The sequence below is a fragment of the Paenibacillus chartarius genome, from assembly GCF_042432825.1.
GTDB classification, from domain to species: domain Bacteria; phylum Bacillota; class Bacilli; order Paenibacillales; family NBRC-103111; genus Gordoniibacillus; species Gordoniibacillus chartarius.
In genome coordinates this window covers 1-25,414 of the sequence record NZ_JBHLWN010000039.1, presented here as the reverse complement: position 1 = coordinate 25,414, position 25,414 = coordinate 1, and the positions used below count along the sequence as shown (strand labels likewise).

25 protein-coding genes and 1 riboswitch are annotated in these 25,414 nt (G+C 44.4%); of the genes, 6 read left to right on the top strand and 19 right to left on the bottom strand.

Features of this window, described 5'->3' with window-relative positions; all coding sequences use genetic code 11:
• Positions 1 to 613 precede the first annotated feature (613 nt).
• Positions 614 to 2,251, top strand: coding sequence for an IS21 family transposase (gene istA / locus ACFFK0_RS10460; protein ID WP_446686273.1), 1,638 nt, complete (start codon positions 614 to 616; stop codon positions 2,249 to 2,251).
• Positions 2,252 to 2,477: 226 nt separating this feature from the next.
• Positions 2,478 to 2,930: a hypothetical protein gene (locus ACFFK0_RS10455; protein WP_377470110.1), complete on the top strand. Its 453-nt coding sequence runs from the start codon at positions 2,478 to 2,480 to the stop codon at positions 2,928 to 2,930.
• Positions 2,931 to 3,007: 77 nt separating this feature from the next.
• On the opposite strand, the gene ACFFK0_RS10450 is transcribed toward ACFFK0_RS10455, so the two are convergent.
• Positions 3,008 to 4,139 (bottom strand): IS3 family transposase gene (locus tag ACFFK0_RS10450; RefSeq protein WP_446686272.1). Its coding sequence is split into 2 segments (ribosomal slippage): positions 3,008 to 3,869 and positions 3,868 to 4,139, totalling 1,134 coding nucleotides; the frame shifts between segments, so codons are not numbered across the junction.
• Positions 4,140 to 4,581: 442 nt separating this feature from the next.
• Here ACFFK0_RS10450 and ACFFK0_RS10445 point away from each other — a divergent pair.
• Positions 4,582 to 4,920, top strand: coding sequence for a hypothetical protein (locus tag ACFFK0_RS10445; RefSeq protein WP_377470108.1), 339 nt, complete (start codon positions 4,582 to 4,584; stop codon positions 4,918 to 4,920).
• Positions 4,921 to 5,008: 88 nt separating this feature from the next.
• On the opposite strand, the gene ACFFK0_RS10440 is transcribed toward ACFFK0_RS10445, so the two are convergent.
• The 4 genes from ACFFK0_RS10440 to ACFFK0_RS10425 all read right to left on the bottom strand — a co-directional run bounded on the left by ACFFK0_RS10440 (position 5,009) and on the right by ACFFK0_RS10425 (position 7,036).
• The gene (locus ACFFK0_RS10440; RefSeq protein ID WP_377470107.1) at positions 5,009 to 5,152 is read right to left on the bottom strand and encodes an IS3 family transposase; all 144 of its coding nucleotides are present in this window, start codon (positions 5,150 to 5,152) and stop codon (positions 5,009 to 5,011) included.
• A 7-nt stretch (positions 5,153 to 5,159) separates the two neighbouring features.
• Entirely contained in the window at positions 5,160 to 5,873 is a 714-nt protein-coding gene (locus tag ACFFK0_RS10435; RefSeq protein WP_377470128.1) for an IS3 family transposase, read from the bottom strand.
• Positions 5,874 to 5,908: 35 nt separating this feature from the next.
• Positions 5,909 to 6,340 carry an HTH domain-containing protein gene (locus tag ACFFK0_RS10430; RefSeq protein ID WP_377470105.1) on the bottom strand — a complete coding sequence of 144 codons (432 nt, stop codon included), beginning with the start codon at positions 6,338 to 6,340 and terminating at the stop codon, positions 5,909 to 5,911.
• A gap of 489 nt (positions 6,341 to 6,829) precedes the next feature.
• Positions 6,830 to 7,036: a hypothetical protein gene (locus tag ACFFK0_RS10425; RefSeq protein WP_377470103.1), complete on the bottom strand. Its 207-nt coding sequence runs from the start codon at positions 7,034 to 7,036 to the stop codon at positions 6,830 to 6,832.
• A 467-nt stretch (positions 7,037 to 7,503) separates the two neighbouring features.
• Between ACFFK0_RS10425 and ACFFK0_RS10420 the strand changes: the two genes are divergently transcribed.
• Positions 7,504 to 8,556, top strand: coding sequence for a DUF3231 family protein (locus ACFFK0_RS10420; RefSeq protein ID WP_377470102.1), 1,053 nt, complete (start codon positions 7,504 to 7,506; stop codon positions 8,554 to 8,556).
• Positions 8,557 to 8,568: 12 nt separating this feature from the next.
• A complete protein-coding gene (locus ACFFK0_RS10415) occupies positions 8,569 to 9,009 on the top strand; it encodes a hypothetical protein (RefSeq protein ID WP_377470101.1) in 441 nt (146 codons plus the stop codon).
• A gap of 335 nt (positions 9,010 to 9,344) precedes the next feature.
• On the opposite strand, the gene ACFFK0_RS10410 is transcribed toward ACFFK0_RS10415, so the two are convergent.
• The 3 genes from ACFFK0_RS10410 to ACFFK0_RS10400 are packed head-to-tail and all read right to left on the bottom strand — an operon-like array spanning position 9,345 to position 13,110.
• On the bottom strand, positions 9,345 to 10,493 hold the full coding sequence (locus ACFFK0_RS10410; RefSeq protein WP_377470127.1) for a Ger(x)C family spore germination protein: 1,149 nt from the start codon (positions 10,491 to 10,493) through the stop codon (positions 9,345 to 9,347).
• On the bottom strand, positions 10,493 to 12,013 hold the full coding sequence (locus tag ACFFK0_RS10405; protein WP_377470100.1) for a spore germination protein: 1,521 nt from the start codon (positions 12,011 to 12,013) through the stop codon (positions 10,493 to 10,495). Before ACFFK0_RS10405 ends, ACFFK0_RS10410 begins: the two co-directional genes overlap by 1 nt.
• On the bottom strand, positions 12,010 to 13,110 hold the full coding sequence (locus tag ACFFK0_RS10400; RefSeq protein ID WP_377470099.1) for a GerAB/ArcD/ProY family transporter: 1,101 nt from the start codon (positions 13,108 to 13,110) through the stop codon (positions 12,010 to 12,012). Before ACFFK0_RS10400 ends, ACFFK0_RS10405 begins: the two co-directional genes overlap by 4 nt.
• A gap of 228 nt (positions 13,111 to 13,338) precedes the next feature.
• On the opposite strand from ACFFK0_RS10400, the gene ACFFK0_RS10395 reads away from it, so the two are divergent.
• The gene (locus ACFFK0_RS10395; RefSeq protein ID WP_377470098.1) at positions 13,339 to 14,391 is read left to right on the top strand and encodes an ATP-binding protein; all 1,053 of its coding nucleotides are present in this window, start codon (positions 13,339 to 13,341) and stop codon (positions 14,389 to 14,391) included.
• A gap of 421 nt (positions 14,392 to 14,812) precedes the next feature.
• Here ACFFK0_RS10395 and ACFFK0_RS10390 read toward each other — a convergent pair whose 3' ends face one another.
• The 11 genes from ACFFK0_RS10390 to ACFFK0_RS10340 form a co-directional block, all read right to left on the bottom strand.
• Positions 14,813 to 16,837, bottom strand: a complete 2,025-nt coding sequence (locus tag ACFFK0_RS10390) for a C40 family peptidase (RefSeq protein ID WP_377470097.1) — start codon at positions 16,835 to 16,837, stop codon at positions 14,813 to 14,815.
• A 32-nt stretch (positions 16,838 to 16,869) separates the two neighbouring features.
• Positions 16,870 to 17,277 carry a DUF6075 family protein gene (locus ACFFK0_RS10385; RefSeq protein WP_377470096.1) on the bottom strand — a complete coding sequence of 136 codons (408 nt, stop codon included), beginning with the start codon at positions 17,275 to 17,277 and terminating at the stop codon, positions 16,870 to 16,872.
• A 117-nt stretch (positions 17,278 to 17,394) separates the two neighbouring features.
• Entirely contained in the window at positions 17,395 to 17,814 is a 420-nt protein-coding gene (locus ACFFK0_RS10380; protein WP_377470095.1) for an RNA polymerase sigma factor, read from the bottom strand.
• A gap of 552 nt (positions 17,815 to 18,366) precedes the next feature.
• The gene (locus ACFFK0_RS10375) at positions 18,367 to 18,696 is read right to left on the bottom strand and encodes a helix-turn-helix domain-containing protein (RefSeq protein ID WP_377470094.1); all 330 of its coding nucleotides are present in this window, start codon (positions 18,694 to 18,696) and stop codon (positions 18,367 to 18,369) included.
• Positions 18,697 to 18,929: 233 nt separating this feature from the next.
• The gene (locus tag ACFFK0_RS10370; protein ID WP_377470093.1) at positions 18,930 to 19,496 is read right to left on the bottom strand and encodes a hypothetical protein; all 567 of its coding nucleotides are present in this window, start codon (positions 19,494 to 19,496) and stop codon (positions 18,930 to 18,932) included.
• A 219-nt stretch (positions 19,497 to 19,715) separates the two neighbouring features.
• Positions 19,716 to 20,432 carry a response regulator gene (locus ACFFK0_RS10365; RefSeq protein WP_377470091.1) on the bottom strand — a complete coding sequence of 239 codons (717 nt, stop codon included), beginning with the start codon at positions 20,430 to 20,432 and terminating at the stop codon, positions 19,716 to 19,718.
• An 86-nt stretch (positions 20,433 to 20,518) separates the two neighbouring features.
• Positions 20,519 to 20,604: riboswitch (cyclic di-GMP riboswitch) on the bottom strand.
• A 504-nt stretch (positions 20,605 to 21,108) separates the two neighbouring features.
• Positions 21,109 to 21,366, bottom strand: coding sequence for an S-layer homology domain-containing protein (locus ACFFK0_RS10360; protein ID WP_377470089.1), 258 nt, complete (start codon positions 21,364 to 21,366; stop codon positions 21,109 to 21,111).
• Positions 21,367 to 21,388: 22 nt separating this feature from the next.
• The gene (locus ACFFK0_RS10355) at positions 21,389 to 21,685 is read right to left on the bottom strand and encodes an S-layer homology domain-containing protein (RefSeq protein ID WP_377470088.1); all 297 of its coding nucleotides are present in this window, start codon (positions 21,683 to 21,685) and stop codon (positions 21,389 to 21,391) included.
• Between the two features lie 666 nt (positions 21,686 to 22,351).
• A complete protein-coding gene (locus ACFFK0_RS10350; RefSeq protein ID WP_377470087.1) occupies positions 22,352 to 22,714 on the bottom strand; it encodes a response regulator in 363 nt (120 codons plus the stop codon).
• Between the two features lie 142 nt (positions 22,715 to 22,856).
• Positions 22,857 to 24,587, bottom strand: coding sequence for a methyl-accepting chemotaxis protein (locus tag ACFFK0_RS10345; protein WP_377470086.1), 1,731 nt, complete (start codon positions 24,585 to 24,587; stop codon positions 22,857 to 22,859).
• A 44-nt stretch (positions 24,588 to 24,631) separates the two neighbouring features.
• Complete coding sequence (locus ACFFK0_RS10340) at positions 24,632 to 25,240, bottom strand: EAL and HDOD domain-containing protein (RefSeq protein ID WP_377470126.1); 609 nt, start codon at positions 25,238 to 25,240, stop codon at positions 24,632 to 24,634.
• Positions 25,241 to 25,414: the final 174 nt, after the last annotated feature.

Here is a 25,414-nt window from a genome sequence, read left to right as displayed (position 1 = left end):
ATCCTACACGGTTTTTTGAAAAGAATAATCGGCAACTTCCGTAAGATATGTCTTAGACTGACCCATAAAAGACGTAGCGGCGAACAGGGATTTGGAAAAGTCTTTGACTGCCGAAGTATTATTACGCTATCGTTCTCTGCGTATTCAGTGGCAAATGAATGACAACTCGTTAGTTCTCCAGAAGCTCGACCAGTCATTCTTCAGGTTCTTCAAACCAAACAAACTTTTCGATTTTGATGCTTTCTTTTTCCTTTGCAGAGGTACACCATGTTTTTCAAGATGCATAATCGTCTCGTCTAGCTATCCCTATTTAGAGTTTGAAGCTATATCGTCAGGTAAATTTAATTTTTCTGTTCTATTTGAAACGAATTGGCATCTAAAAGTGTCTATAATATTGAAAAGAAATATTAACTGAGGGAGGGTTTCTATGGAAGGATAATTGTTTCCGCTGAAACATAACGTCCGATTGCTGGCGGGATTGCCTGTCCGGGAGTTGCTGAATATAATGACTGTCTATGATAACTTAAAAACAGGCCACCGTAATCATTGAAAAACCGGCCACAACCGATAAACCTACTTGGAGAATAAATCGACAAGTGGGTGCCGGGAGAGAATGATTACGATGAATATTATGCAGAAGATTTTGATGATGCACATCCATGAAGGAAGGTCACGCCGGGAAATTGCTAGATTGACCGGGATTCATCGAGAAACGGTTGGAAAATACATCCACCAATATGAGGAAAGGAGACGGCAGTTGTTGGCGGAGGGGAACGACTCAGTAGATATTCAAGCATTAATTGATGCCCTGACCACCGCTCCCAAGTACAATGTAGGAATCCGACCGAAACGGAAACTGACCGATGAAATAGCAAAAAAAATCCAAGCGCATTTGAATGAGAATGAAATCAAGCGAAACCAAGGGCAACGCAAACAACAAAAGAAGGCAATGGACATCTTCGAAGCACTGGAAGCCGAAGGCGTAGATATTAGCTACAGTACGGTTCTCCGAACAATCCGTGGTTTGGAACGCAAACCCAAGGAAGCATTCATCAAGGCACTGTATGAACCTGGGGAAATCTGTGAATTCGATTGGGGTGAAGTGAAACTTAAAATCAATGGTAGACTACAAACTTTTCAAATGGCGGTTTTCACATCCGCTTATGGGAACTACCGTTTTGCGTATTTGTTTACCAAACAAACGACAGAATGCTTTCAGGAAGCACATGCCTTGTTTTTTCAGCATATTGGCGGCGTACATCGAACGATGGTGTATGACAACATGAAAGTGGCGGTCAAACGGTTCGTTGGAACGGGAAAGGAGCCGACGCAAGGTCTTCTGCAGTTGTCGCTTTATTATGGGTTTCAGCACCGTTTTTGCAATATCCACAGCGGCAATGAAAAAGGTCATGTGGAGCGCAGCGTGGAGGTCGTACGCCGAAAAGCATTCGCCTTTCGGGACGAGTTCGACTCGTTAGAGGAAGCGAACCAATATCTGCAGCAGGTATGTACACGGCGCAACCAAAAACCGCAAACCGAGTTGAGCGGCCAGACGGCGATCGAACGACTGGAACAGGAACGCTCTTTCCTTCTCCCTGCCATGCCCCCGTTTGATGCCGCTCGTGTACTCTACGGACGGGTAGACAAATATCCGGCGAAGTTCAAAGTGCTGTATCTGTCGGATTCCAAGCTCACGCCGAGGCACTTCTACAAGGGGCTGCTCGAGCAGCTCGGCTGTGAGTCGAAGTTCTACCGCGGCGACGCCAAGCGGCAGCTGCATCGCGAGATCGAACTCATGCGCGGGATTCACCGCCTTCAGCCGGTCGTCGTCGTGGACGAGGCGCATCTGCTGGACCGGGAGATGCTTGAGGAAGTGCGGTTTCTGCTTAACTTCAAGATGGATGCGCAGAGTCCCATGGCGCTCATTCTTGTCGGGCAGAGCGAACTATGGGATAGGCTGAACCTTCAGGCGTATGCGGCGATTCGGCAACGTATCGATCTGCAGTGCAAGTTGCCGCATTATGATCGTGCCCAGACTGGCGAGTACATGCGTCGCCACCTTGCGTTTGCCGGGGCCGATCATGACATTTTCACCGACGGAGCGATCGACGACATTTATCGCTTCTCCAGCGGCGCTGCCCGGCTCATCAACAAGGTATGTACGCACGCTCTCATCTATGGATCTCAGAACAAACATCGGATTATCGACGATCACATGATCAAGCGCGTTATCCAGGGAGAATTATCGTGATTCTCCCTTTTCTCTGATCTAGGTCGGACAGAATGACCGTCACCAGCAGGACAACTTACGCCGTCAATTGGCGGACATTATGCGTTAGCAGTAACAGGATAATGTTAAAACCTCGGGAATTGTGATCTTGAACTTGGGTTAGTTGTACGGGAGTGTCGTTTTCAGTAATTTTTAACAGGAAGAAAAGTGCTCATCACCTATCAAGGATAAAAGGGAGAGTGCTCAAATGAAACTATTTCGTCTAGTTATGGTAGCTACGTTATTCGCTGCATTTGTGACCCCTTTCTCTGCATCGGCATCATCTACCGCCCTCGTAAGTGATCAGGCTAACGGAACATTCGATCTATCACCTACTTCTGATAGTGAAGTTATTCTTGATCGAGTATGGATTGTTAAAACAAATGATCATATTGAAATACATGGAAGTGGCGTTCATAGAACTGGCGATCCCTCGAACGCGTATTCAATAGACATTAATCCAAATAATCTTACTTATACCACAACAATTATTCCAGTCCCCTCAGATAAGCCTCAAAACGTATTAACTCCATTGGGGATATTGGCTCAATATAATGCTCAGGTTAGAGTTATTACTGAAGACCCAGTGTTCATTAATGTAGCAGATTCCAAATTTAATTTGACTTGGAAAGATGACGGTACATTAGGAGGTACACTGTAATGCCCCCCATTGTCAAGACACAATTCCGAAAAAAATAAGTTATGTCCTCCTTCATTTGTAGTGGGGAGCGGACGCCATTAAGCGGTCCGCGCATACACTTCATCCGGCTTGGCATAACCCAACGACTGATGTGGACGCTGGGTATGGTAAAAGCGTAGATAGGCTGTAATCGCTCTACGAAGCGCTCGAGGATTTTCGTACTCATTCAGATAGATTTCTTCATATTTGAGCGAACGAAAGAAGCGTTCCGTACGGCTGTTGTCCCGCGCACGGCCCTTGCCATCCATAGACACTTTTACTTGATGCTCCGCCAACAAATCCAGGTAATCCGGATTCGTAAAATGGCTGCCTTGATCGCTGTTCATGATCTCCGGCTGACAGCGCCCCAGCGCCCGTTCCAAGCATTTCAAGACAAAGGCCTTCTCCAGTGTGCTGGAGAGCTCGTAATCGATGATTTTGCGGCTGTACCAGTCGATAATCACGAAGAGATACATAAAGCCTTTGCCCATCCGCAAATACGTAATATCAATTCCCCAGACCTGGTTCGAACGATCAATGGCCAAGCCGCGTAGCAGGTAGGGCCGAATATACTGGGCATGATACCGTTTGCTTATGTTCGGCCCCGGGTAGATCACTTCAATTCCCATTAGGCGCATCAGCCGCTGGATGCGTTTGCGATTCACGGCCCATCCCTGTTCTCGCAATTTGCTTGCCATCCGCCGATAGCCGAAATACGGATGCTTCGTGTACAACTTGTCAATCTCGTGCATCAGTTGAACATTCTCCTGCGTTTCCTGCCGTGGCTCCCGCTGCCGGTACACACTCGTACGATGGATCCCCAAGAGCTCTGCCTGGCGCTTGATGCTGATCTCCCGGTTATCCCGTTCCACCATGGCTTGCCGATCTCTTGTCGCTGTCTTAGAGACCAGATTTTTTTTTGAGCCAATTGACTTCTAGCGTCAGTTGGCCGACCAGTTTCTCCAGTTGTTCTTGTTTGTCTTCGTAGTTCCTTTTGACCTTCTCCGCTTCCTTTGTTTCCCGCCCGAACACCATGGAGGCTCGCTCCAAAAACTCTGCCTTCCACCGGCTCAACATGACCGGGCTGAGTTCATACTTCCCTGCGATCTCATTCACTGTCTGCTCTTCTCTCAGCACTTCCAAAACAACCTTCGTCTTAAACTCTGCGGTATATCGGTTCCGTTTCTCCATAGCTTCAGTATAACTTATTTATCGCCTCCTTGTGTCTCACCCTATGGGTTCATTGTACACCTTCGGTCGTATCCAAAGCAGCAGATTGCACTCCTTACGATGGTATTACTACATGGTATAAAACTTCTTGCACTGCTGGTTCTGCAACTTCTGGATTCGGTTCACTAACAGTAGATTATAGTTCTGCATATTATAATGATAACTGGAACGACAAAACCAAGAGAACATATGTCAATCATTCGGCATCTATTCTGGCGAATAATTTAGGCACTTGGGCTTATTCGTGGTCTGCAAATGCATCAGGCGAGGACTTTTTAATTCTACACTCTAGAGTAATAACTTCAGGTACGAATCCACCGATTAATAATCCATAAGAAATTTTATATAATAAAGGTAAGGTTAGAGCCTTACCTTTATTTATTTTTACGAGAGGTGAACAGCCGTGAGTAGAAAAGTAGGCCTCGCTGGCGTTGTCCTAGGATTTATTGGTGCTTTGTATTTGCTCTATATTGGCATATCTTCACTTACTTACAATAATGATGATTCCAACGCAGTTCTAATTATTTCTTATGGCATCTTGTCATTGCTTATTTTTCTTTTGTCCGCTTATTTCATTATAAATGCTAATTGGAAGAGCACCTTATTCTGCGGAGCAGCGTTAACAGTATTTTCAATACTGGGTATGATGTCAGTTGGATTATTTTTGCTTCCTGGCTCTTTTTTAATATTAATTACATCAGCCATCTACATGTTGGAAAATAAAAGTAGCACAAAGCGTTAGTATCTTGTTTTTCATGATTAAATATGGCAGCCTCTCCCGATGAACTGTGACCCGGTTTGTGGACAGTTTGAAATAAACCGCCTCGAGCTTAGCTAACAAGTAGATGGCCTCTGAATTCATCGGGGGTCGTCTTTTTTAATGTCCACTGGTATCGTTCTGAGTTGTAGTAGCTTATGTACTCCTTCACTCGCACTCTCACTTCGTCAATGGTTTGGCAATCGCTAAAATCCACATCGTCTTCAGGTGACCGAAGAAGGATTCCATGGGGGCATTGTCCCAGCAATTGCCTTTGCGCGACATCGACTGCTAAATCCTGCCTCAGCGATGAGAAGACGGGTCTTGGGGTGCGTGTAATGCATCCCTTGGTCGGAGTGAAGGATTGCTTCCGGATGAATGTTTCCATCCAATTGCTCTAAAAGACGCTGTAGTGTCCGCTCGACAATCCGAAGCTCGAGTGTTGCTGCCACGCAATCGGCAAGGATCTGCCTGGTCGCCCCGTCTTTTACACAGGAAAGGTATGCCCAGTGTCCGCTTCCATAGCGCAAAAAAGTGATGTCAGTGAGAAACACTTTCTCTGGTTCGCCTTGGTTAAATATACGTCCCAGCAGATTCGGACACGTCATATGCTCTTGAGTTGCCTTCGCCATCTTGCGGTAGGGGTTCGCCTGACGGATGGCTGCCACCAGGCCGGCCTTGCGCATAAGGCGGCGAATTTTCTTATGATTCATGACTACACCACTTAGCTGTTCCAAACGCATCTTTATGACGAGCGCGCCTGCCTTGCCGCGAAGTGCGTCAAAGTGTTGTTTGATGATAAGGATGTCCCGTTCGTCGGCGGCTGTAGGAAGCTGACGCTGCTCTTCGGCCCCGATCCACCTGTAGTAGCCACTTGGACTTACTTCCAGAAGCTCGCATAGATAGCGTGTCATTCGTTTCAGGCCATACGCCCGAATGGTGCGGTTAATGGTCTCATAGCGCTCGGAGGACGTTAGCGTTTCTTTTTCTGCCGCTCGAGCGCTTCGACCTTTTTTAGCAGGTCTACCTGCGCTTCCAGCAACTTGATCTTGGCCTTTGCCCGTTTCAATTCCTCTTCTGCTGACAATTGACCGGCTGGCCTGCGCCCCGTGCTGCCCTTGCCACGCCGCTCTGTAGCCAATCCTTCCTCACCGTACAGCTCGAAGGTTTCACGCCACCGCTTCATGCTGTCCTTGGGCTTCCTATGGCCAATAACGTCCAGGTCGAAGCCGGCACGAATAAAGATTTCCGAAGGTGCCTGCCCCTGTTTGTAAGCTTTTAGCGCCTCCAGCCTAAATGCAGGTGTGTATGTGATGGCCGCCTCGCTCACGTGGTGTACGTTTGGATTCTGCTCCAGCTTCTTCATCTGCTCCTCTGTAAAGAGCACCCGTTTCAACTTCCCCATTTTCGTATCGCTCCTCGCCTTATACCTTGATTAAAACACAAATGACCCACAAGAGGTCACTTTTTTCAAAGTGTCCATCTTGTAGGTCACAGTTCACGATTGAAGGCTGCTTTTTGTTTGGGCCTTTGGCTGAGTTTTGACTTTAATGTTTTTGTCACAACTTTTGAGCGCATGTAAAAAATTCGTTTTTGTTGGGGGCGAATTGCGCACATCTTTAGTTGGTTAGGGTGTAATCCATACATACGGAGGGGAAATCGGGCTATGAAGAATAAATAAAGCTAGCAGCCTCCCTTCCTCCAAGTCTTTGCAGACTTCATCGAAAATCCTTTCTGTGGCCGATTCGGAAGCAAAGTGGCGCACCAAAAAATCATACCAAAAGTCATCGAAACTGATATTTACTCTTTGAACGGTGCTGGTCGTTAAATATTTGTCCCAGAGCTTTCTCCTGAATCCTTCCATATCCATATATCGCTCCATGTCAGCTCACTTTCATGCAGCGTCGTTTTCTTTGGATTTTTCGGTCGTTTTATTTCTTTCCTCCATAAGCTTTTGAAAATGTTTAGCCCGTTCCATATGATACGCCCTTACTTGATCGTGATATTGGATCATTTTCATGTGCCACTCATACATTTGTTTGCAATAAGTAATATGGTCTTGGGTATAGAGCGGCATTGCATGTTTAGTAAATGTGTGCATCCGGAATTATTCCTCCTTGGAATTTAGACGATTGACTTACAACGACAGCTTATGGTTTCAAACCCAATGCGAAAACGGCATTTACCTAGTTCCGGCAAAACTTTTTTGTACGTTTGTCCCGGACGAGATAATTAAAAGGGTCGGTTTTTATACCGACCAAGAATAAATTTCCCCTGGGCAAGGGAGGTAGCCAGTTATCATATTCGATGTCGATGATTTGGTTCCAAGGGAAATGATGAATTTTCTGTACGTTTGCAGTACATCCTACTACCGACGTATCGGAAAACGGAATCCAGTCGGCCATCGGGCTGCTGTAAAAATGCTTCCCTCCACCTAATAATGCCGGTGAGGGCGTCGTGCTCGACTCCCCCACAAAATGGCGAGAGTATCCCAGTTCAGAACGGGAAAATTATACTCAACCAACAGGAGAAAGTGTTTCAACAAACCGAAAAGGAGTTTAACTTCTAATGATTGAGCAAGAAATTAAACGATCTGAGCAAGTAGCTCAGCAGCAGCAACAAGAACCTCAAAATAAATCTGTTCCAACGAATATTTCAAATCTTTGGCAAGCATATACGGGGAACAGTATCAACGTTGTATTTAACCAATATAGCCTTCAATTCCTTGACGATCCCAAAATAAGGCAATTGTGTCAATTGACTTTGCAATATGCTCAATATAATGTTGACAAGCTGGAAGAGATATTTCACGACTTAGATTTTCCGGTTCCAATCGGGTTCACAGACGCGGATGTGAATCTAAAAGCTCCTCGCTTGTTCAGTGACCATTTTTGGCTATATTTCCTTAACGAAATGTCTGTTAACGGAATGATTGGATATGCTTTATCTATAGGAATATCCGTATCTGAAATGGTTCGTCAGTTTAACAAAGAAGCCATGAACCAAGCAATCGAACTTTATGAAAAGAGTCTAAATTTGATGCAAGAATTTGAAGTGTTTGATAATTTTCCGCAAATATCAATACCGGGTATACCAGAATTTGCCCATCAGCAAAGTTACTTGTTGAGCTGGTTTCGAGGGCCATCGCGAACACTTGACGTTCTCGAAATATCCAGTATTTACGCTAATTTGAAGAAAACAATTTTGCATAAAGCATTGGCTATTGCGTTTAGTCAAGTGGCAAATTTAAAAGAAGTTCGGGAGGTCATGTTAGAAAACGTCAAAACAACTCAAAATAACATCGAGGAATTTATGAACGTCCTTCACAATGATTTTTTACCTTCACCCAGGCTCTGGGATTCCGAGATCACTGATTCGAAAATTCCTCCATTTTCAGATCGAATGATGCTTACATTTATTTCAACATTAATTTCACTTTCTCTTTCCAATTATGGCTCAGGAATGTCGGTCAGCACCCGAATGGATTTGGCGCCCATTTATTCTGCGGCAATGGCGAGGAAAGGAAAACTGGGTTACGAAGTATCCAGAGTATTAATCGATAACGGATGGCTGCAACAACCCCCGCTTGCTCCAGATCGTAAAATGTTAGCTAAATCATGATGCTGAATTAACATGGAAAAGTCAAAGCGTATCGAAATGTTACTTTGGAGTATTGCTTTGCCCGGATTTGGACAATTATTAAACGGGAAGATTTTGAAGGGGATCATATTGATCAGTCTGGAGTTTCTTATCAACATCCAATCCCATTTAAACGAGATCATTATCTCAAGTTTTCATGGTCAAATTGATTGGACGATAAACCAGACAAACTACCAGTGGCTGATGTTTTATCCTTGTGTCTATATCTTTGGCATGTGGGATGCGTATAAGGATGCAGGAGGTGGAGCAACTCCTTATTCAGTACTCCCTTTTGCTTTTGGAGCATTCTTTGCCACGGGAGGAATTATCTATTCCCGTGATGTTCTAGGACCTGTATGGCTGGGAATTGCAGGATTGATTGTTGGAATCGGAATCGGATTGATCCTAAAAACATTTTTAGGAAAAGTTAGATGAGGAATTGGGCGCTTTTTGTTTCCAGATTGGGGCGGGGAAACGAAGCTCCTGTGGCCTAAGTATCATTTACTTCATCTTCAGCGTTATTAACCTTCTGCAGGTATCCAAGAAAATGCGGTAAGACAATAACAGCATCCGTAATACTGGAAAATATCACGAATAGTGAGGTCACCGGTAGCCCCGGTACATACATACTTCCGGTTATAGCAAAGTGGAATGCGAATACAAACGCAATAATCCAGTTTAGTGCGATACTGATTCGAATCTGCAAACATAAAAATTTCCGAATCCAAGTCATTTTGTCATGCCCCCTTGTTATAGAATTTGTAGTTGTATTACCCATTTGTAGCTTTCAATTTGCCTGCGTGATTCAATTGAACGGACACCTTTATGTCTTTAAGGGAGTCCGGTGTCAAAATCAACTCTTTTTCAGAGTACAACCTTTTCCAATCTTTATTTTTCTGACGATATAGCGCGTGTCCCAACTGTAAAAGATCCGATTTCATATCAAGTCCGTTTACGAATGTTTTTTTGATTTCTTCCTGGATTTGTTTTGCCGCTTTTTCTTCCATAAGCTGTTCGGACATCGGTTGCATGATCTCGCTAATATAACCAGAAAGCTTTACGTCAACGGTGTAGGAAACTTCCTTCCCCTGGATATTCGGAACGATGTCGACCTTTGGTTTTTCGAGTGATAAGGCAGCCTGGGGTTCCCCATTTTGACGAAGGATCAATGGACTGCGATTGGTTTTGGGGTTTACCCAGCGGAGTCCGGGAACGGCTTTCTCAGCGGCCCATCCTTCATATTTTCCGTCCTGGAAAACGAATACCCCGTCCATTTCAAGCATCGCATGCGGGTGTTCATCCTTTAACCAAGCCCGATTGGTAATGGATAAGGAAGGCAAAAGAGCTGCCATTCCCGGTTCCTGGATATTAGACACAAATTCTCTTGAACGTAAAGGTTGAATAGTGGATTTTTGCTTGTATCCCTCCTGCGGTTGATGAAGCACAGACATGAACGGGGAAAGATTGAAAAAGGGGGTAGCCGCAAAAATCTTATCTAATGATTCTCTGGTGCCAAAAACCCAAGGGGTGTAACGCATTTCATAGTACCTATGTTGCAGTTCATCAACATCTTTTAACCCCTTTTTCAGTACATTCTCGCTCATGACAATCGAGTTGATTTGGCCATAAAAAAGACGCAACTGTGATGTTGGATATATATCATTGACAGCACTTATCGCTGTATCTCCTTTACCTTTACCGATCCACACGGGGACCGGCTGGTTTGGCTTACCTGATTCCATCTTTGCAACACTAGAGAAATCAATCAATTGTACGTACGCGACATACTGGTTGTCGACGTAATCAAATCCGATACTTGTTATATAATTGATATCCTGAATATCCTTTTTGTCCCAACATCCCGTTAAAAGAAGCGGGAATATCAACCACATAGTGATGACTTTTTTCCAATAGGGCATCAAGATTTCCCCCTCCTTGAAGAGTCTTTTGTATTTAAGATTTCGGGGCGGCGATTCATTTTGTGCCATGGTTTTCGGGTGACAGCGGCAACAACATCCTTCCAGGTTATTGGGGATAAGGGAGCAAGATAAGGCACTCCGAATGATTCTAACCGGGAAAGATAAAAAACAATCGCTATGACAGATAGAATGAACCCGTACATCCCCAGCACGGAAGAGCAAACCAATACGCAAAGGCGAATAATGCTAACCGAACCTGTGAGCGACTGATTTACTAATGTAAAACTAGAAACTGCGGTTAAAGCAGCTACAACAAGTAAAGTCGTTGAAGCAAGACCGGCTCGGATCGCAGCGTCTCCAACAACAATCCCCCCGACAACAGCGACCGTTTGACCGACTGCTTTGGGCAGTCTCTCCCCCGCTTCGCGGAACAGTTCGAACATACCGATCATCAAAAAAGCCTCTAGAGGCCCAGGTAAAGGGAGTCCTATTCTTGACATTGATATTGTGGCTACGAGCGGATACGGTATTTGCTCAATATTATAGGACGAAAGAGCAGTCCAAAAACCCGGCAATAGTAATGTAGTTATTAAACCAATCAAACGCAAAAACATCCCAAATGTAGAATAATAAAACGGAAAATAAGGATCTTCAGGCGACTTTAATAGGAGTGTTAAATTGGCCGGGCCGATAATCGCATTAGGCCCACCGTCGACAATAATTGCAAATCGCCCATGTACAAGACAGTCTGCTACATAATCAGGTCGCCCTGAATAATCCAATAGAGGAAATATGCTGGAAGAAGAATCAGAAATGATTACTTCCAATTGACTGCCTCCCAACAAGATATCGATATCAATATGCTTTAAGCGTGCTCGTGCTTCCCTAATAATTTCAGGCTGAATGATATCTTCGATGTAGAGTAAAGCAACTTTGCAGTTGCTCCTTGTTCCAATCGTAAACTGTTCGTAACAAAGGGAGTTGGTGCGAAGACGCTTCCGTACCAAGGCCACGTTGGTTGTTAATTCTTCCACAAACCCGTCTCTCGGACCCTTAATGGATATTTCCGTGTTTGATTCCGAAGGATTACGATGGGGAGGAGAAGCTATGTCCAACGCGTACAGCGTATTCAAACCGGAATAATAAATAAGGAGCTGCCCCGAAAAAACGCGTGTGATCATATCCTGCGTCTGTACGATTTGGGTCAATTCCAACTTTTTATCCAGTTCCATACCCGGTTTCGAATGATGCAGCATGCTTTCCAGCCGCGGGAGCACGTATTCGTTTATTTGCTGTACATCAGCCAAACCTTCGCAATAAAAGAGGTATACCGCTTGTATGGATTCAGCATCGCCAAGGTCATACTTGTCCATCTTTACATCCGCGCAATTGCGAAACAATGCTCGGAGACCTTCGGGTGACAATTCGTGATTTTGGTGCTTAGGTACAAATGTTTCAGACGAGGTCATATGATTTGTGCTTTTTGTAAAGATGGATTTCCATATCCGGATAAATTTCATTTTGGTCGCACCCCAGTATAGTTTTTGATGATCACCGCTATTAACAAAAAAAACGACACCCCTACAACCATATATAATGATAAAGGCAAATACACCTGTTTCAGAAAACGGGCATATTGCATGTCACTAATGGGAAGCTCGACAAGGACTAGAATGAAGATACCAAGAATCGTCAGCCAAACGAGTTTCCCGTTCTTATTACGACTTCCCGGTAATAGCTCGATGAGCAAAAGCAACGAGATCGAAACACGGACAAATGCCCCCGATAACCATTGGTAAATGGATAAGAAATCCACATGCCGAATATATTTTCCGATCGAAACGAGACGCCATTCTTCATAAGCCGGGTATCGCAGTTTCGAGGCTTCAAAAGGGCCAAATTCGGCTATAGCACCTGTAACTGGCCCAAATACCAACAGGATCAAAAATATACCTAAAAGACATAGTGACCACGGACGAATGTTCGACTTTATCCTGTGCTGGAACAGCAGAATAATGATCAACTCTGCAAGGCCTCCCCCCACATACACGCATCCTTTAAGTACGGGCCCCGCCCCATATTCCATAATAGGCGTCAGTAAAGTGTAATTTTTTTTCGGTAGATTGGCACTCATGACAAAGTCCCCAAATATAACGACGAATGGCAGCAAAATACCCGATGCAATCGCAAGAGGTCGAAGTCCGGACTGAGCGGCAAAACCGCATAATACAACCAAGGAAGCGGATAAAACCAGTTGCGGTGTTCTTGGCAGGTAGGAAGCATGTGTCCAAACGGTTGTATCCTTAACGGTCAAAACAACAATCAAAAAAAGGTAGGTAATAAAAAAAATTCGAAACACGATGCTAGCCATCGTTCCGTAATTTTCTCGTAACCAAATCACGATCTGCTGCTGATGGGTCTTCTTCATAATGTAGTAAAGCAGTAACGCCCAAATTGTATACGGCACAATCATGGACAAAACACTTAACCATGCGTCTCTTTTCGCCTCTTGCAACAAAGAGGGAATGACCATGACATGGTTCATTAGCCCTACAGCTAAGGCGATGATACAAAACGATGGAATCGTGCCAATGGCCGCAGTTGATTTATTAAGCATAACGATTAGTCCCCTAACCAAACCATTAGTCATTCACATTTAGTTGAGTTTTCACATATCAACATTCCTTCCCATAAATCGAGGAAATATTCCATGGACAAAAAAGCCAAGAAATCTAAGCTGATGCTGGACATATGGATTTAATTCGGCCTGGACAGGAAAATGAAATCCGTTGTAGAAGAAGATATTTGTTTAATTCCCTTTAACAACAATGAGAGGTGATCAGAATTGATAACAGAAATAAATAGCGATGCTTTATTTTTTGCGACCGCCCTTCAGCACGCTCCGATCGGCATGGCGCTTACTTCCCCTACCGGAAAATGGCTCCGTGCTAATCGATCGTTATGCGACATTTTGGGGTATTCGGAAGAAGAACTAATGAATTGTACGTTCCAAGACATCACTCACCCTGATGATATTAAAAAAAGCTTGGAAGAATTTCAGCAAATTGTTGAAGGGAAGGCTTGCACCCTTCAAGTTAAGAAACGTTATGTACATAAGGATGGCCATACCATTTGGGTGCTAGTGCATGCATCGAGAGTCGTCATCGATGATTCGGGGGCTGCGTATTTCATTGCACAGATTCAGGATCTCACGGAGCGAAAAAAGGCAGAGGAACTGCTGCATCATTCAGACAAGTTATCGTTGGCTGGACAATTAGCCGCGGGCATTGCTCATGAAATTCGCAACCCTTTAACGGCAATCAGGGGGTTTCTTCAGTTAATGAAAACCGAAGGGGTTAAACCGAACTATTTTGAAATCGTCTTCTCCGAATTTCAGCGAATCGAATTGATTTTGGCGGAACTACTTATTCTGGCAAAGCCACATGAAACAAGGATGCAGCGGAAAGATATTGTTCATTTATTACGTTATATTGTTACGCTGATGGGATCTCAAGCACTAATGAGCAATGTCCTCATTCGGTTTACTTCTGATTTGCGTACATTGTATGTATTATGCGATGAAAACCAAATGAAACAAGTATTCATTAACATTTTGAAAAACGCGATCGATGCGATGCCAGACGGCGGAGAGGCCCGAATTGAAATACAAGCATCGGAAAAGGAAGTGCAAATTGTGGTAATCGATCACGGTTGTGGGATACCGCCTGACAAACTGATGCAAATTGGGCAACCATTCTTTACATCAAAAAAACAAGGGACGGGCTTAGGTATGATGATGAGCTTCAAAATCATTGAGAATCATGGTGGAAGCATTCATATTGAAAGCGTCGTCAAACAAGGAACGACCGTCAAGGTTTTATTGCCGATAGCTTGTTAGCTCTGATGAAAGTGAATCTAAGAAATGGGAAAGGAATCCTTATTTGTCCGTAAACATACCATTTACACGCTGATACTTTTAGCACTCTAGGCGTCTAATACATGCCCTGACGCCAAAAGTTTCAGACGATTTCGTTTTTTCAAACAAAGTAAAAAAAGCGCAATGGTAAAAATCAATTCAGCGCTTCACATCTTGGACGATAACGCTCAAATCATGTGTCGTAGGCATTTGTGCCGAAAGAAGAGGGGCTCCTGTCCCTCTTCTTCCCGACGGCCTTTCCTCGGATCGGATATCCAGACAAGCTTCGGGCAAACATGTCTTGAGCAGCCGGAGCCGAGTTTGTATTGCTATTAATCCCCAAAGCCCTTTGTCGAGTCGCGGGCATCTGCCAGCTTTCCTATTTTTCTTAGCTTCAAAGCTTTCAGTCTCTCAAATCAGGGAATTGATTAGAATGATGAGGTCGTCCATACAGGACTCGTTTATCCGAATCAAATAAATTGCGATAGACCACTTGCCCACGACTGGAGGAAGCATCCACCACTTTACCATCTCCCGCATAAATGCCGACATGGGTAATATCCATGAATCTGCCATTTTGCTCATAGCTCCAAAATACAAGGTCACCTGGAACCAAATCGGCTGCGCTTACGATTAAGCCATTTTCCACGCAAAATTTTGCTTGTTCTGCCGCTGTTCGCGGCAAGTTAATCCCAAGTTGCCGGTACACCCATTGGACAAGATAACTGCAATCTGTATAATGATCCTGACCGGCTTTCGGTTGACTATACGGATCGCCCAAACGAGTCAGCGCCAATTTGACCGCATCGCTGCCACGAGTGCCTTCGGGCAAATGATTTTGAACAATATCAAGTTGATCCGGCGTCAATCCATAGTCCAAATCTTTACCAAGTATTGCAAACATAAGCGGGCGAAACTCCGTGGACAACATTTCTTTCATCAATTCCCTCTGTTCGTTCGTAAATTTGTATTGGTCGGCTTGTTGCTCCGCAGTTTGGCTCGCGATGGTAATATGCAGTATGCGCTCATAACGAGTAGTCGTTTCTTCGCTGGTGCTCCCATCCTCATGTTCTACCGTAATCGATTCCTTGTGTTCTATCGTTTCAACGCTCGACTCGATTGGATTCATATCCCAAAACACCGATCGGATAATTCCAATTCTTGTCGCATCAAGGGTGACAACATCCATTCCATTCTTCTCATCCATGACGGTCTTCACAGCAAAAACGGCGATAATATCCTCCCAATTATCGATTCGCGTGTTGTCTGCACTGCCAAGATAATGAAATTCAACACGGTCTACATTTCCTGCGGATTTCTGTATTTCTACAAGTCGGGCGGCAAATTCATCGTCCATTTCCTGAACGATTCGGGAAAGTGGCTTCACATCGGCATCCGTATTTTCACCAGACATAAAGATACCAAAGGGGGAGGAAATAACCGATGCAATCGCCATAACAATACATAAAATTGCAATGATCGAACCCCCGACTCCCATAACTGCCGTCAATCCCTTGACAAGCAAGGCCGCGGCTCTTACAACCATTCTAATAATAAATAGATTCAATCTCGCGGCAGCTTTCGCGGTTTGAATAGATCGACGAGTTGAAACCGCCATCTGCACAGCCCGTTGGATTTCTTTGATAGCGTTCGCTTTTCCTTCCGTTTGTGCATCCGAACGATTTTTCCCCTGTCCAAAATGTTGCCCCATCTTAATAATTGGCGTTAATTTCTTAAAATTACGTTCCCTCCGTTTGATCGAATAACCTGTTTTTTTGGATATTACGGAAGGAATACGGGAGAATGGTTTCCTGAAATGCCGCCGCTCCATACCTTCGGGGGATTGCCTATTATGACGATTCATACGTCCACTTGTATAACGAGGCACCGAAGCAGAGAATGATTCTTTTTTCCCGGCCGGTTGTGAATGACCGTCATCCCGATTCATTTGGCTAGGAAAGCTATCTGTTCGAGAACGCAAAAGCCGGGCGCGAACCCGGCTTTGAATAAAGCGGTGTTTTCCTAAATACGATCCCGAAGACAAGAGGTATCTTCCATCAGCCGGCTTGCGCAGACTCAACCTACGAGTAAGTCGCGTGTTAGGCGTGACCGAAGGCTCAGTCTGAATGTTACCAACCCCCTGTTGCATTGCCATTTCGGTATCAGGCAGAATCAGCTTTTTTTGAATACGCCGAATCAATCTGTTGTTGACATACACACTCATTCCTATTTGGGCACGCATCATTTTCTTCGCAGCCCCAATGGAGCGATGCTGCGCATATTCAACTGGAGATTGTGAAGGCTTCTTATCATCGTCTGTCTGCCGATTGAAACGAGCGATAGATTTCCTTGCACGATCCATCAATCTTGGATTTCGGTTCAAACGTTTGATGTCTTTCACAACAGTTCTCTGTTTAATCTCTTTCATCGTCCATAGTCACTCCAGTCGATGCAAACTATTTAGCGAATATGTTCGGTTAGCTTTCTGAAAATCCGCTCTTGGCTTTGGCAATAGTCAGGATAACGAAGACGAATTGCTTCAAAAAAATATATGGCGAAGCTGCAATCAAAAAGTTCATGGGGAGTGGAGTAACGTTCTCCGCCTGCTTCGGTCCATCCGTTCCACAAATTAAAGGCGAGACGGCACACACGAATGGAACTGCCGGTTTGCCAAGAGGCTGATAGACTTTCGGGCTTAATACCGCCATTCGAAAAATCAAACAAGTCACGAATATGACTTCTGGTATCTTTGGAAATGCCCAATGTATAGAACAGCGCCCGGTGGTAACTATCACTGCATTGTCTGTCTTCCAGCATTTGAACATAGAATCTTTCGTGTTCTTCATCTCGAAATCGAATCGGATACATAACAACTAGCCCCTCCCATGGAAAATGAGCGGCTGGTTGCAACCAGCCGCTGACTGTAAACGTTCCTTCTATTTATCCATTCATTTTGGCGGGAAAATCGGACCCTCGGCGTTACAATTACATGATTTTGAGCAGCTGCTCCATCTGCTTCAATCCTCTGGAGATCGATTTACGAACGGCACGCTCATCGACATGTTCGGCTTTAGCAATATCGACTTTACTCATGCCTAAGAAATAATGGGCATAAATCCGTCTGGCGGATTTCACCGGCAATTGGCACATGGCTTCATAAAGTTGCTGGCGTGAAAGTTTACGCTCGTAATATTCCTCCGGTGAAATCGAAAGAAACAAAACATCCTGCTCAATCCCGTCGTCGCGGTCAAGCGAATAGTAGGCCCGGTGGCGATACGTTTTCAGTTTGTAGGCATTTTCTTTCAAATCGAAACGGTGGATCTCGTGGGCAACTACTTCGTCTACATCAACCCATACATCCGTCTTGAAAAAAGGATACATTTCCCGCAAATTCATTCTTTTCATTTATATCCCTCCGTTTTTGGTTTGTTGGCAAACCAAAACGGAGGGGGAGAACGGCAACCAACGCTTCCCGGGAAGCAGGAAGCATAACAAAAAAGACCTCGCCGCAGAGCGTGCCAACGCTCGATTGCGACCAGGCCTGATTGTAAAATTATGTTACGTTTATACCAATGAATTCGCCGACTACTGTTATGTGTCACAGGGATACATCAACATCACCCGCTTTCTCACTCGGCAACACCGTGCGAGAAAGTTTCGGACCTATGATGTTTGGCGCTGCCCTATGCTTGGTTCAACACCTTCGTATCCGGAATTTTTGGCAAAATAAAAAAACGCCGTAGTTCTTTCCGCTTGTTCAGCAGGGGAAGAACTGGCGCTTGCCGATGGGTAATGCTGGCCATCATGATTGGTTGCGGCTGTACTGCTTGTCCACGTTATCATCATAACATGAATCATGTGCATATCACGTGCTAACTTTGTGCACCTCAAGAGCAGAGTAAGTGCAATGTTCAGTGCAAGTACGATGCAATTCCAGTGAGTCTATGGATACACAATTTACTTTTGTTTCCAATCCAGCAAATGTTCGATATGCTGCATGAGGAAATCCAAATCTTCATTGGAACATTGTTGAAGCATTTGGACGATCCTTGATGACGCCGCTGGAAGCTCCTGGTCATCAAAATTGAATAATTGAGATAAATTTATGCGCAAACCAACAGCTAGCTTATGAATATTATCCAGTGAAACATTTTTGAGTCCGCGTTCAATTTGTCCGATATAATTAGGATGAAGGTCAGCCCGCTCTGCAAGCTGCTCTTGCGTCCATCCACTTTGTTCCCGCAATGTGCGAATGCGCTGACCTAATAATTTTCGAATAGAGTTCAATATTTCCACCACCTTATTCTTTCAGAATATAAGGCGGGGAAAATCAAATGAACACTCGATAGATTCAGTATTAACAGAATCTATGATGTGTGATACAATTACTTTGACCTCATCGAATTAGTTGTCGTGATATTCTTCGTATTTATTGAGGTTGGACAGATTGAGTCATAAAAGACTAAAATGGAAAATGGGCGCAAAAAAGGAAGATGCATTCTCGCATCTTCTGAAACGGGTCAGTCTTCTTCAAACGACTCGAAATCTAACAAAATCGCCCGATCTTTGATTTTCATATAGATCTTGCGTAATATCCGCTTCCGAAGATAGAAATACGCTCGGCGGGAGAGGGCCAGGCGGCTCATGGCGTCTGAAGGCGCCAGATTATCAATATATCGCAACCGAATAAACAAGCTTTCTTCTGGGGTGAGAGCCGAGAAAGCATAGTCGATTAGGCCAATTCTGGAAAGCAGCAACGGTATTTCATGTTCGGTGATTTGTATGCGTTGTATGACTGTTCGTAATACCGTTTCTTGTTTTCTGCCGCTGCTGTGAGCCGCAACCATATTTAGTGTTCGCGTCAATTCTGGTATGTAAGTAAGCTCCGATTGCAGATACTTGAGTCTCGCCTTCCAGTCCTTATAGGACTTCAACCAAGTTTCTACTTTCTCGTAGGGGATAGGTTTTAGAGTAGCGTCATCACTAGTCCCTCCTTGTTGTGAATTGTTTCTCAACGATTTACGCCAGCTTGAATGGTCAATCGACATCGTTGTACATGTTTCACGCTCCATTTTCACCGTCATCATTCCTTTCCTGCGAAATCGAAGAAGTTAAAGTGGTACCATTTTCACAACTTCGATCCTCTTTTTGTCTTTCACCTCCGGTAAGAACCTCCTAGTAATATCCATCTGTTTCCACCATTGTACCTATAAAACGAGCAAAAATGGAGGGTGATCTTTCCGTCACGCCATTCATTCAATAAAATGTCGAACGAGAACGAAACGCCTCGAAACGAGGGCGAAGCGCTAACTTGTGATATGATCTTGCTGAACGTACAAGCCTCTGCGTTTTGCTTTTTCCGCTGCATCATGAATGGAACGCGCGTTGAATTTTCGAATAATGTTACGGACATGCGTCTTCATTGTGTTAGATGTGATGCCTAGCAACTCTCGGATTATCGGCTGTTTATAGCCCCAACCGATCAACTGCAAGATTTCTTTTTCAGTAGTCGTCAGCATTCGATGCAGTTCTTTTCGCTTAACAAGCCCAATTTCATTACGGATAATGGATGCCACATCGGAATGAAGAGAAGATTGCCCACGATAGGCTTCCCTGACTGCATTTATGACATCTGCGTAGTTGATCTTGGTAATATAATTGAGTGCGCCGGATAGTATCGCATCCACTATGACTTCAGGCTCATCGAGCAAAGACAAGATAATGATAGGTAACGGTTTGAGCTTCATAACTTCGTCAATTGTATCGAATCCTTCCTGTTGGGATGAATTTAATGCAAGATCAAGAATTATCACGTCTAAATCTAATTGCACACTGGCTCGAACGGCCGATTCCTTGTTTGCTGCAATATGAAATATATTCATATCCGGCTCTGTATCGATTAGCGACACAATCCGTTGTTGCCAAACGGGGTCACTATCCACTAGCAGTACTTGTATTTTTCCTTCTTTCCAATTCATGATTTCTTTGGCTTCTATGGTGGTATAACTTGCACGCTCTTCCATCGATCATCACCCCGTTTTCATTCTGGAATAACAACAAAAGACACGTACCCTCGGGTGGACGTGCCTTGTTCTGACAGCATATTGGAAAGGGTAACCCGGCGATCATTGCACGTATGCAGAAGACCCGTGGCTTTGCGTCCCAGTCTTTCGATCTGGTTTGCCGTTTTCCTATCATTTATTAAATGATTTATGCGTCATTCACATGGTAGCCCCATGCTCTTCGTTGTAATTTCTCAAAACCTCGTATTCATAATATTCTTCTCCATTCCGAACGTGTTGTCAAATGCTGACTAGCCACGGCCAACTTCAATGATATGTAAAATCAATTATGTCTACATAATATACCTAACCGGACTTGAGCTTTTTCCCTAAAATCTGAAGGTAACTTACAATCAAACATTCATATGTAAAAATGACAACATCTTCAACACGCTTGGAGTCGTTACTCGAAGTGATGCTTTCGGCGACGCAGAACAAGGAAGTAACCACAACGAGTACTCGAAATAACCGTTGTTTCAATCGCCTTTCTCTCATAAATCCCGCTCAATTCCTCCAAAAGGCAAGAACCCCTTTTTTCCATAATAAAGGGTTATCCCGATCATGCCTCTTACTGACATGAACAGGATAACCCTAGTTTAGGAACCACGAACTATATCAGATCAGACTTTTGAAGCAGTCACTCAACCATTACCGCAACCTCGGCTCTGGTGATGAAATCCTTCGGCGCAAGCGCAGTACCGCTTCTTCCTAATACGATACCGGCCTGCAAGCAGTCGGCAATGCTGTTTACCGCCCATCCGGATGCCTCATGTGCATCTCTATACGTTCGAAGGACAATGTCAGCCGCTTGAACGGGGAGCTTAGCTTTCAGCTTGGTAATCGTCATCGCTCTGGAGAGAATGACCATCGCCTGTTCGCGGGGTGATTTTGTCATTCGGCCGAAACGTGCCGTCTTCTTATCCGCCAATCAAGTAGTACGCATAAGCGGTGCGAACTGCGCTGCTGTACCAGGCCGATTCCTTCACATCCGGGAAGACGCTCGGTCCGCTCTCCAACTTGAGTCCTAAAGCGCGAACGATAATCGCCGCAAATTCCGCCCGCGTAACGTCCTGATCGGGATCGAACCGGCCGTTGCCGACGCCGTCGATTATCATGCGTGATACCATGTCGTTATCCGCGTCTTTCGCCCAGTGATTCGAGGCGTCGCTGAATGCAAGCGGATGCCAAACCACCGAATACGTACTGTTCGTCAAACTGCTGATTTTCGCGTAATACTTGCCGTCGATGAGAACGATCTTGGTTGGGACATGACGGACCGTCCCATCCGGTTCGACGACGACACCTGTCGTAATCTTGTTCGGGTCCGTGCCGTCCGTAGGTTGTTCCGTTTGTCAAACCGGTTAACGTATACGTCGTCGCCGTGACATTCGCTTGCACGAGAAATCCAAGCGCTCGGGTCCTCCGGTGATAATGGCGACCCAGAACGAATGGTTTTAGTTCTGGTTATGACGTTGTTTGGAGGGGGATGGCTACTCACGCTGGTACGGGAACGCCAGCAGGAGCAGACAAGACATTAACGTTCACGACAAACCCGTCAGCGCCCGCCGCGCCGAATGTGACGGCAGACGATGCCAAAATTTTGGTATTAAGGTGGTGAAACGTCGGTCGAATATTCCATCGTGACATCGGCCCCGACAATCCTTCACGCGTACCTTCACGGTTATATCACCCGCGAACGTCGGCGGGTTCAATGGATCGTACGCGGTGTAGCTCGTTCCAATGATCCTTACATTGTAATATCGGTTAACAAGAATCCATTTGTGACGGCAAAATATTGTCTATCTATATAAATCTCGAAATTAATTCGCCCTCTATCATTTCTTCCTTTTTGATCCCCTATTAAGAGAATTGTATACGCATTACAAGCTAAGCACTTTGTTCACGGCCTCAATTACTCGTTCGTTTTGAAAGGGTTTGACGATAAAATCCTTTGCTCCGTTTTTAATGGCTTCCAACACCATCGCCTGCTGCCCCATGGCACTGCACATGATTACCTTAGCTTTCGGGTCAAATTCCATGATTTGCCTTAATCCTTCGATACCATCGATCTCCGGCATGGTAATATCCATCGTTACCAAGTCAGGACGCGAATGCTTGTAGTTCACTACAGCTTCTGCACCGTTCGATGCTTCGGCAACGACCTCATGCCCGTTTTCTGTGAGGATCGATTTTAACATATGTCGCATAAAAGCTGTATCATCAACAACCATGATTTTCGCCATTAGAAAGGTCACCCGCCATTATTCGTCAATTAGATCATAAAGTTACTGAAAAAAATATAAAACTGATGGGGGCAAGTCATGGCTACATCAACTCGCCCCCATCAACTGAAGCCCACAGCAAGCCCTAATTTTTTTAACGTTCTTACAATTCCGCCTCCAACTGAGTCAATAAAGCGATAACCTGATCAGAAGCTAACTGAAGCTGATTAAAAGCTTCTTGGGCACCAGCAACATCGCCGGATTCATATTTCTCTACGGCTTTTTTCGCAAAACTGTGAACCGCCTTATGAGGTTCTTCAAGCTCCTTATAGGAAGCCTGATTTTTTATCTGATCCGGTAATTCCCCGTAATACCATTTCCCAAGCCTGCAAACCTCGTGAGAAGCCACTTGTTCCGAACTGAGTGTCTCCAAACCCAGTAGCATGTTATATATTTTCCATTTCCACAATAAATGATCGGTTTTGGCGACGCGAATCGTATCCTTGAAGTTTAATTTCACGTTAATGTTGAAGAAAGAATTTCGGTAACCCTCTATTTGTTTACTCAGATCAAACACGGTTTTTGCTGTTTTCCTAGCAATTTCTTGAGCGTCGGTACTATGGTTAGAGATAACAGAATTTCTAAACGCGATATCCGTTACAGAAGCGGTTTGCTCCTCGGCCATTGCTGCGATTTGCGTCGTTGCATGGTTGATCTTCTGAATCGTTGACACAATCTCTTGAAGCGCCGAATCGGCCAATTGAGCCTCATGGACGCTTTTCTCAACAAGTTTACCCGTTTCCGTTAATTGTTGTCTGACTTGATTTGATACCATTTGTAAAGACGCCACATTCTTTGTAATCTGATTGATTTGTTCCTTTGTATGTTCCGCCAATTTACGAACTTCTGCCGCGACGATCGAGAAGCCTCTTCCTTCCTCGCCGGCTCTGGCAGCTTCAATGCTGGCATTCAATGCAAGCAAATTGGTTTGGTCTGCAATATCTCTGATGATTTTCACCACATCTTGCGTATGTTCAAATTCCTTATGAAGGTGATTCATTTGCTCCATCACCTGATCGTATACAACGCCCATTTGTTGGATACCGCTTAAAGCATTGTTAATCACTCGCTTACTTTGCTCCGCGGATTGAACGGCATCATCGGTTCCTTCCGATACCTTGGTTGCATAATTCGCTACCTCTAATATGGAAGCGTTCATTTCCTCCGTTGCCGCAGCAACACTGTGGGTTTCTTCCATCTGCTTATCCATTTCTCGAATCAATTGTCGCGTCGTATCCAGTTGAGAAATATGATTGAGCATATCGGAAACGCCAAACAAAAAAGACTTAAAGGTTTCTTCCATATACACTTCTACGATTAACTGCTGATCAAATGCCGCGAGCTTCTGAACAGCGAGAACAGCCTTCATCATCCGATCCGGAGTATGATGTAACTTTTCCATCAGAATGGTTGTCATAATCTGAATCAGAAGATGGTGGGCTGTAATAAAATGTTCCGCAGTCAAGTGAATGCGACTGTGGACTTGGCCGATAACAATCCTCGTCATCACATACTCCTGATTGACCTCTGCATGCAGGAACTGTTCCAGGTACTTTTCCATCGTCATTCTCAGGCGATCTAGGGTAGAATGTTGAACAATCATTTTATTAAGTTGCTCAACGGATGTGATAGACTCGTAAAACTGGGCTACGATCTGTGATTTGTACGGGGCTAAAATGGAAGCTGCCTCTTTCACTTTCGTAAGTAAGTCCTGGTTGATCCCCATAAGGCCCAAACGCTCTTTAACTCGTTCGCCAACATGCGAGATATCCGATGAAATTGTATTGCCGATGTATTCATTCCACGATTTTGTTTTTCTATGGAAAAGATTCATCTTGACCCTCCCAGATATATTTATATATTTTCATGAAGAAAGCATTAGTGATTGAGCTTCATGAACCATTTTATCGATTTGAGATATAGAGACATAACGATCTCTTTATGTACATAATTAAATAGCGGTTGACGATCTGCTAGCTGCCAATCCGCTCTTTCAAGTAAAAGTACAAAGTTTAGAACTTGTCTAAGTTCGTTATCTTTACCAAGCAACGCTTCCTTCACATCCGGAGTTAGGGGCAGTTCATGAACGACTTCTAGCATATCCTTATGTAGCAAAGTATCCATGGAGGATAGCACGCCTGTCAAGAAAAATTCGAAGTGTCTATGCTTCTTTCCTAATTTCAGTGATAGCAACTCCATGAACTTTCCTCTGATTAGCGATGTTTTTATAAGCTCCCGATTATCCACGTTTTGTTTCTCTTGAAGCATCATTAGGTACATCCACTTTTTCATTTCCTCGATCCCAAAACGAACTAAAGCCTGCTTGATCGAGTATATTTTGTTCCCTGCACCGTAGGCAACCGAGTTAGCTGCCTTGAGGAGCTTGTAAGATAAGCCCAGATCCCTTTCGATGATCTCGGTAATCACTTGATAATCGGGTTCATCTTTATTTAATTCGTTCACAATTTGAATGACGCTAGTACGCAGGCTGCCGACCTCTTCTCCCTCAATAAATTAATGTTTTCTCCGTTTTTCTCACTTTTTCGCATGTTTTCTTCTTTGACATCCAAAGCTCCCTTGGATAGGATTTGACGAGGAGCGAATATTTGGAATCGACCTGTTGGCGGGAATAGAGGTGGGGACCACCCCGCTTTTTGAAAG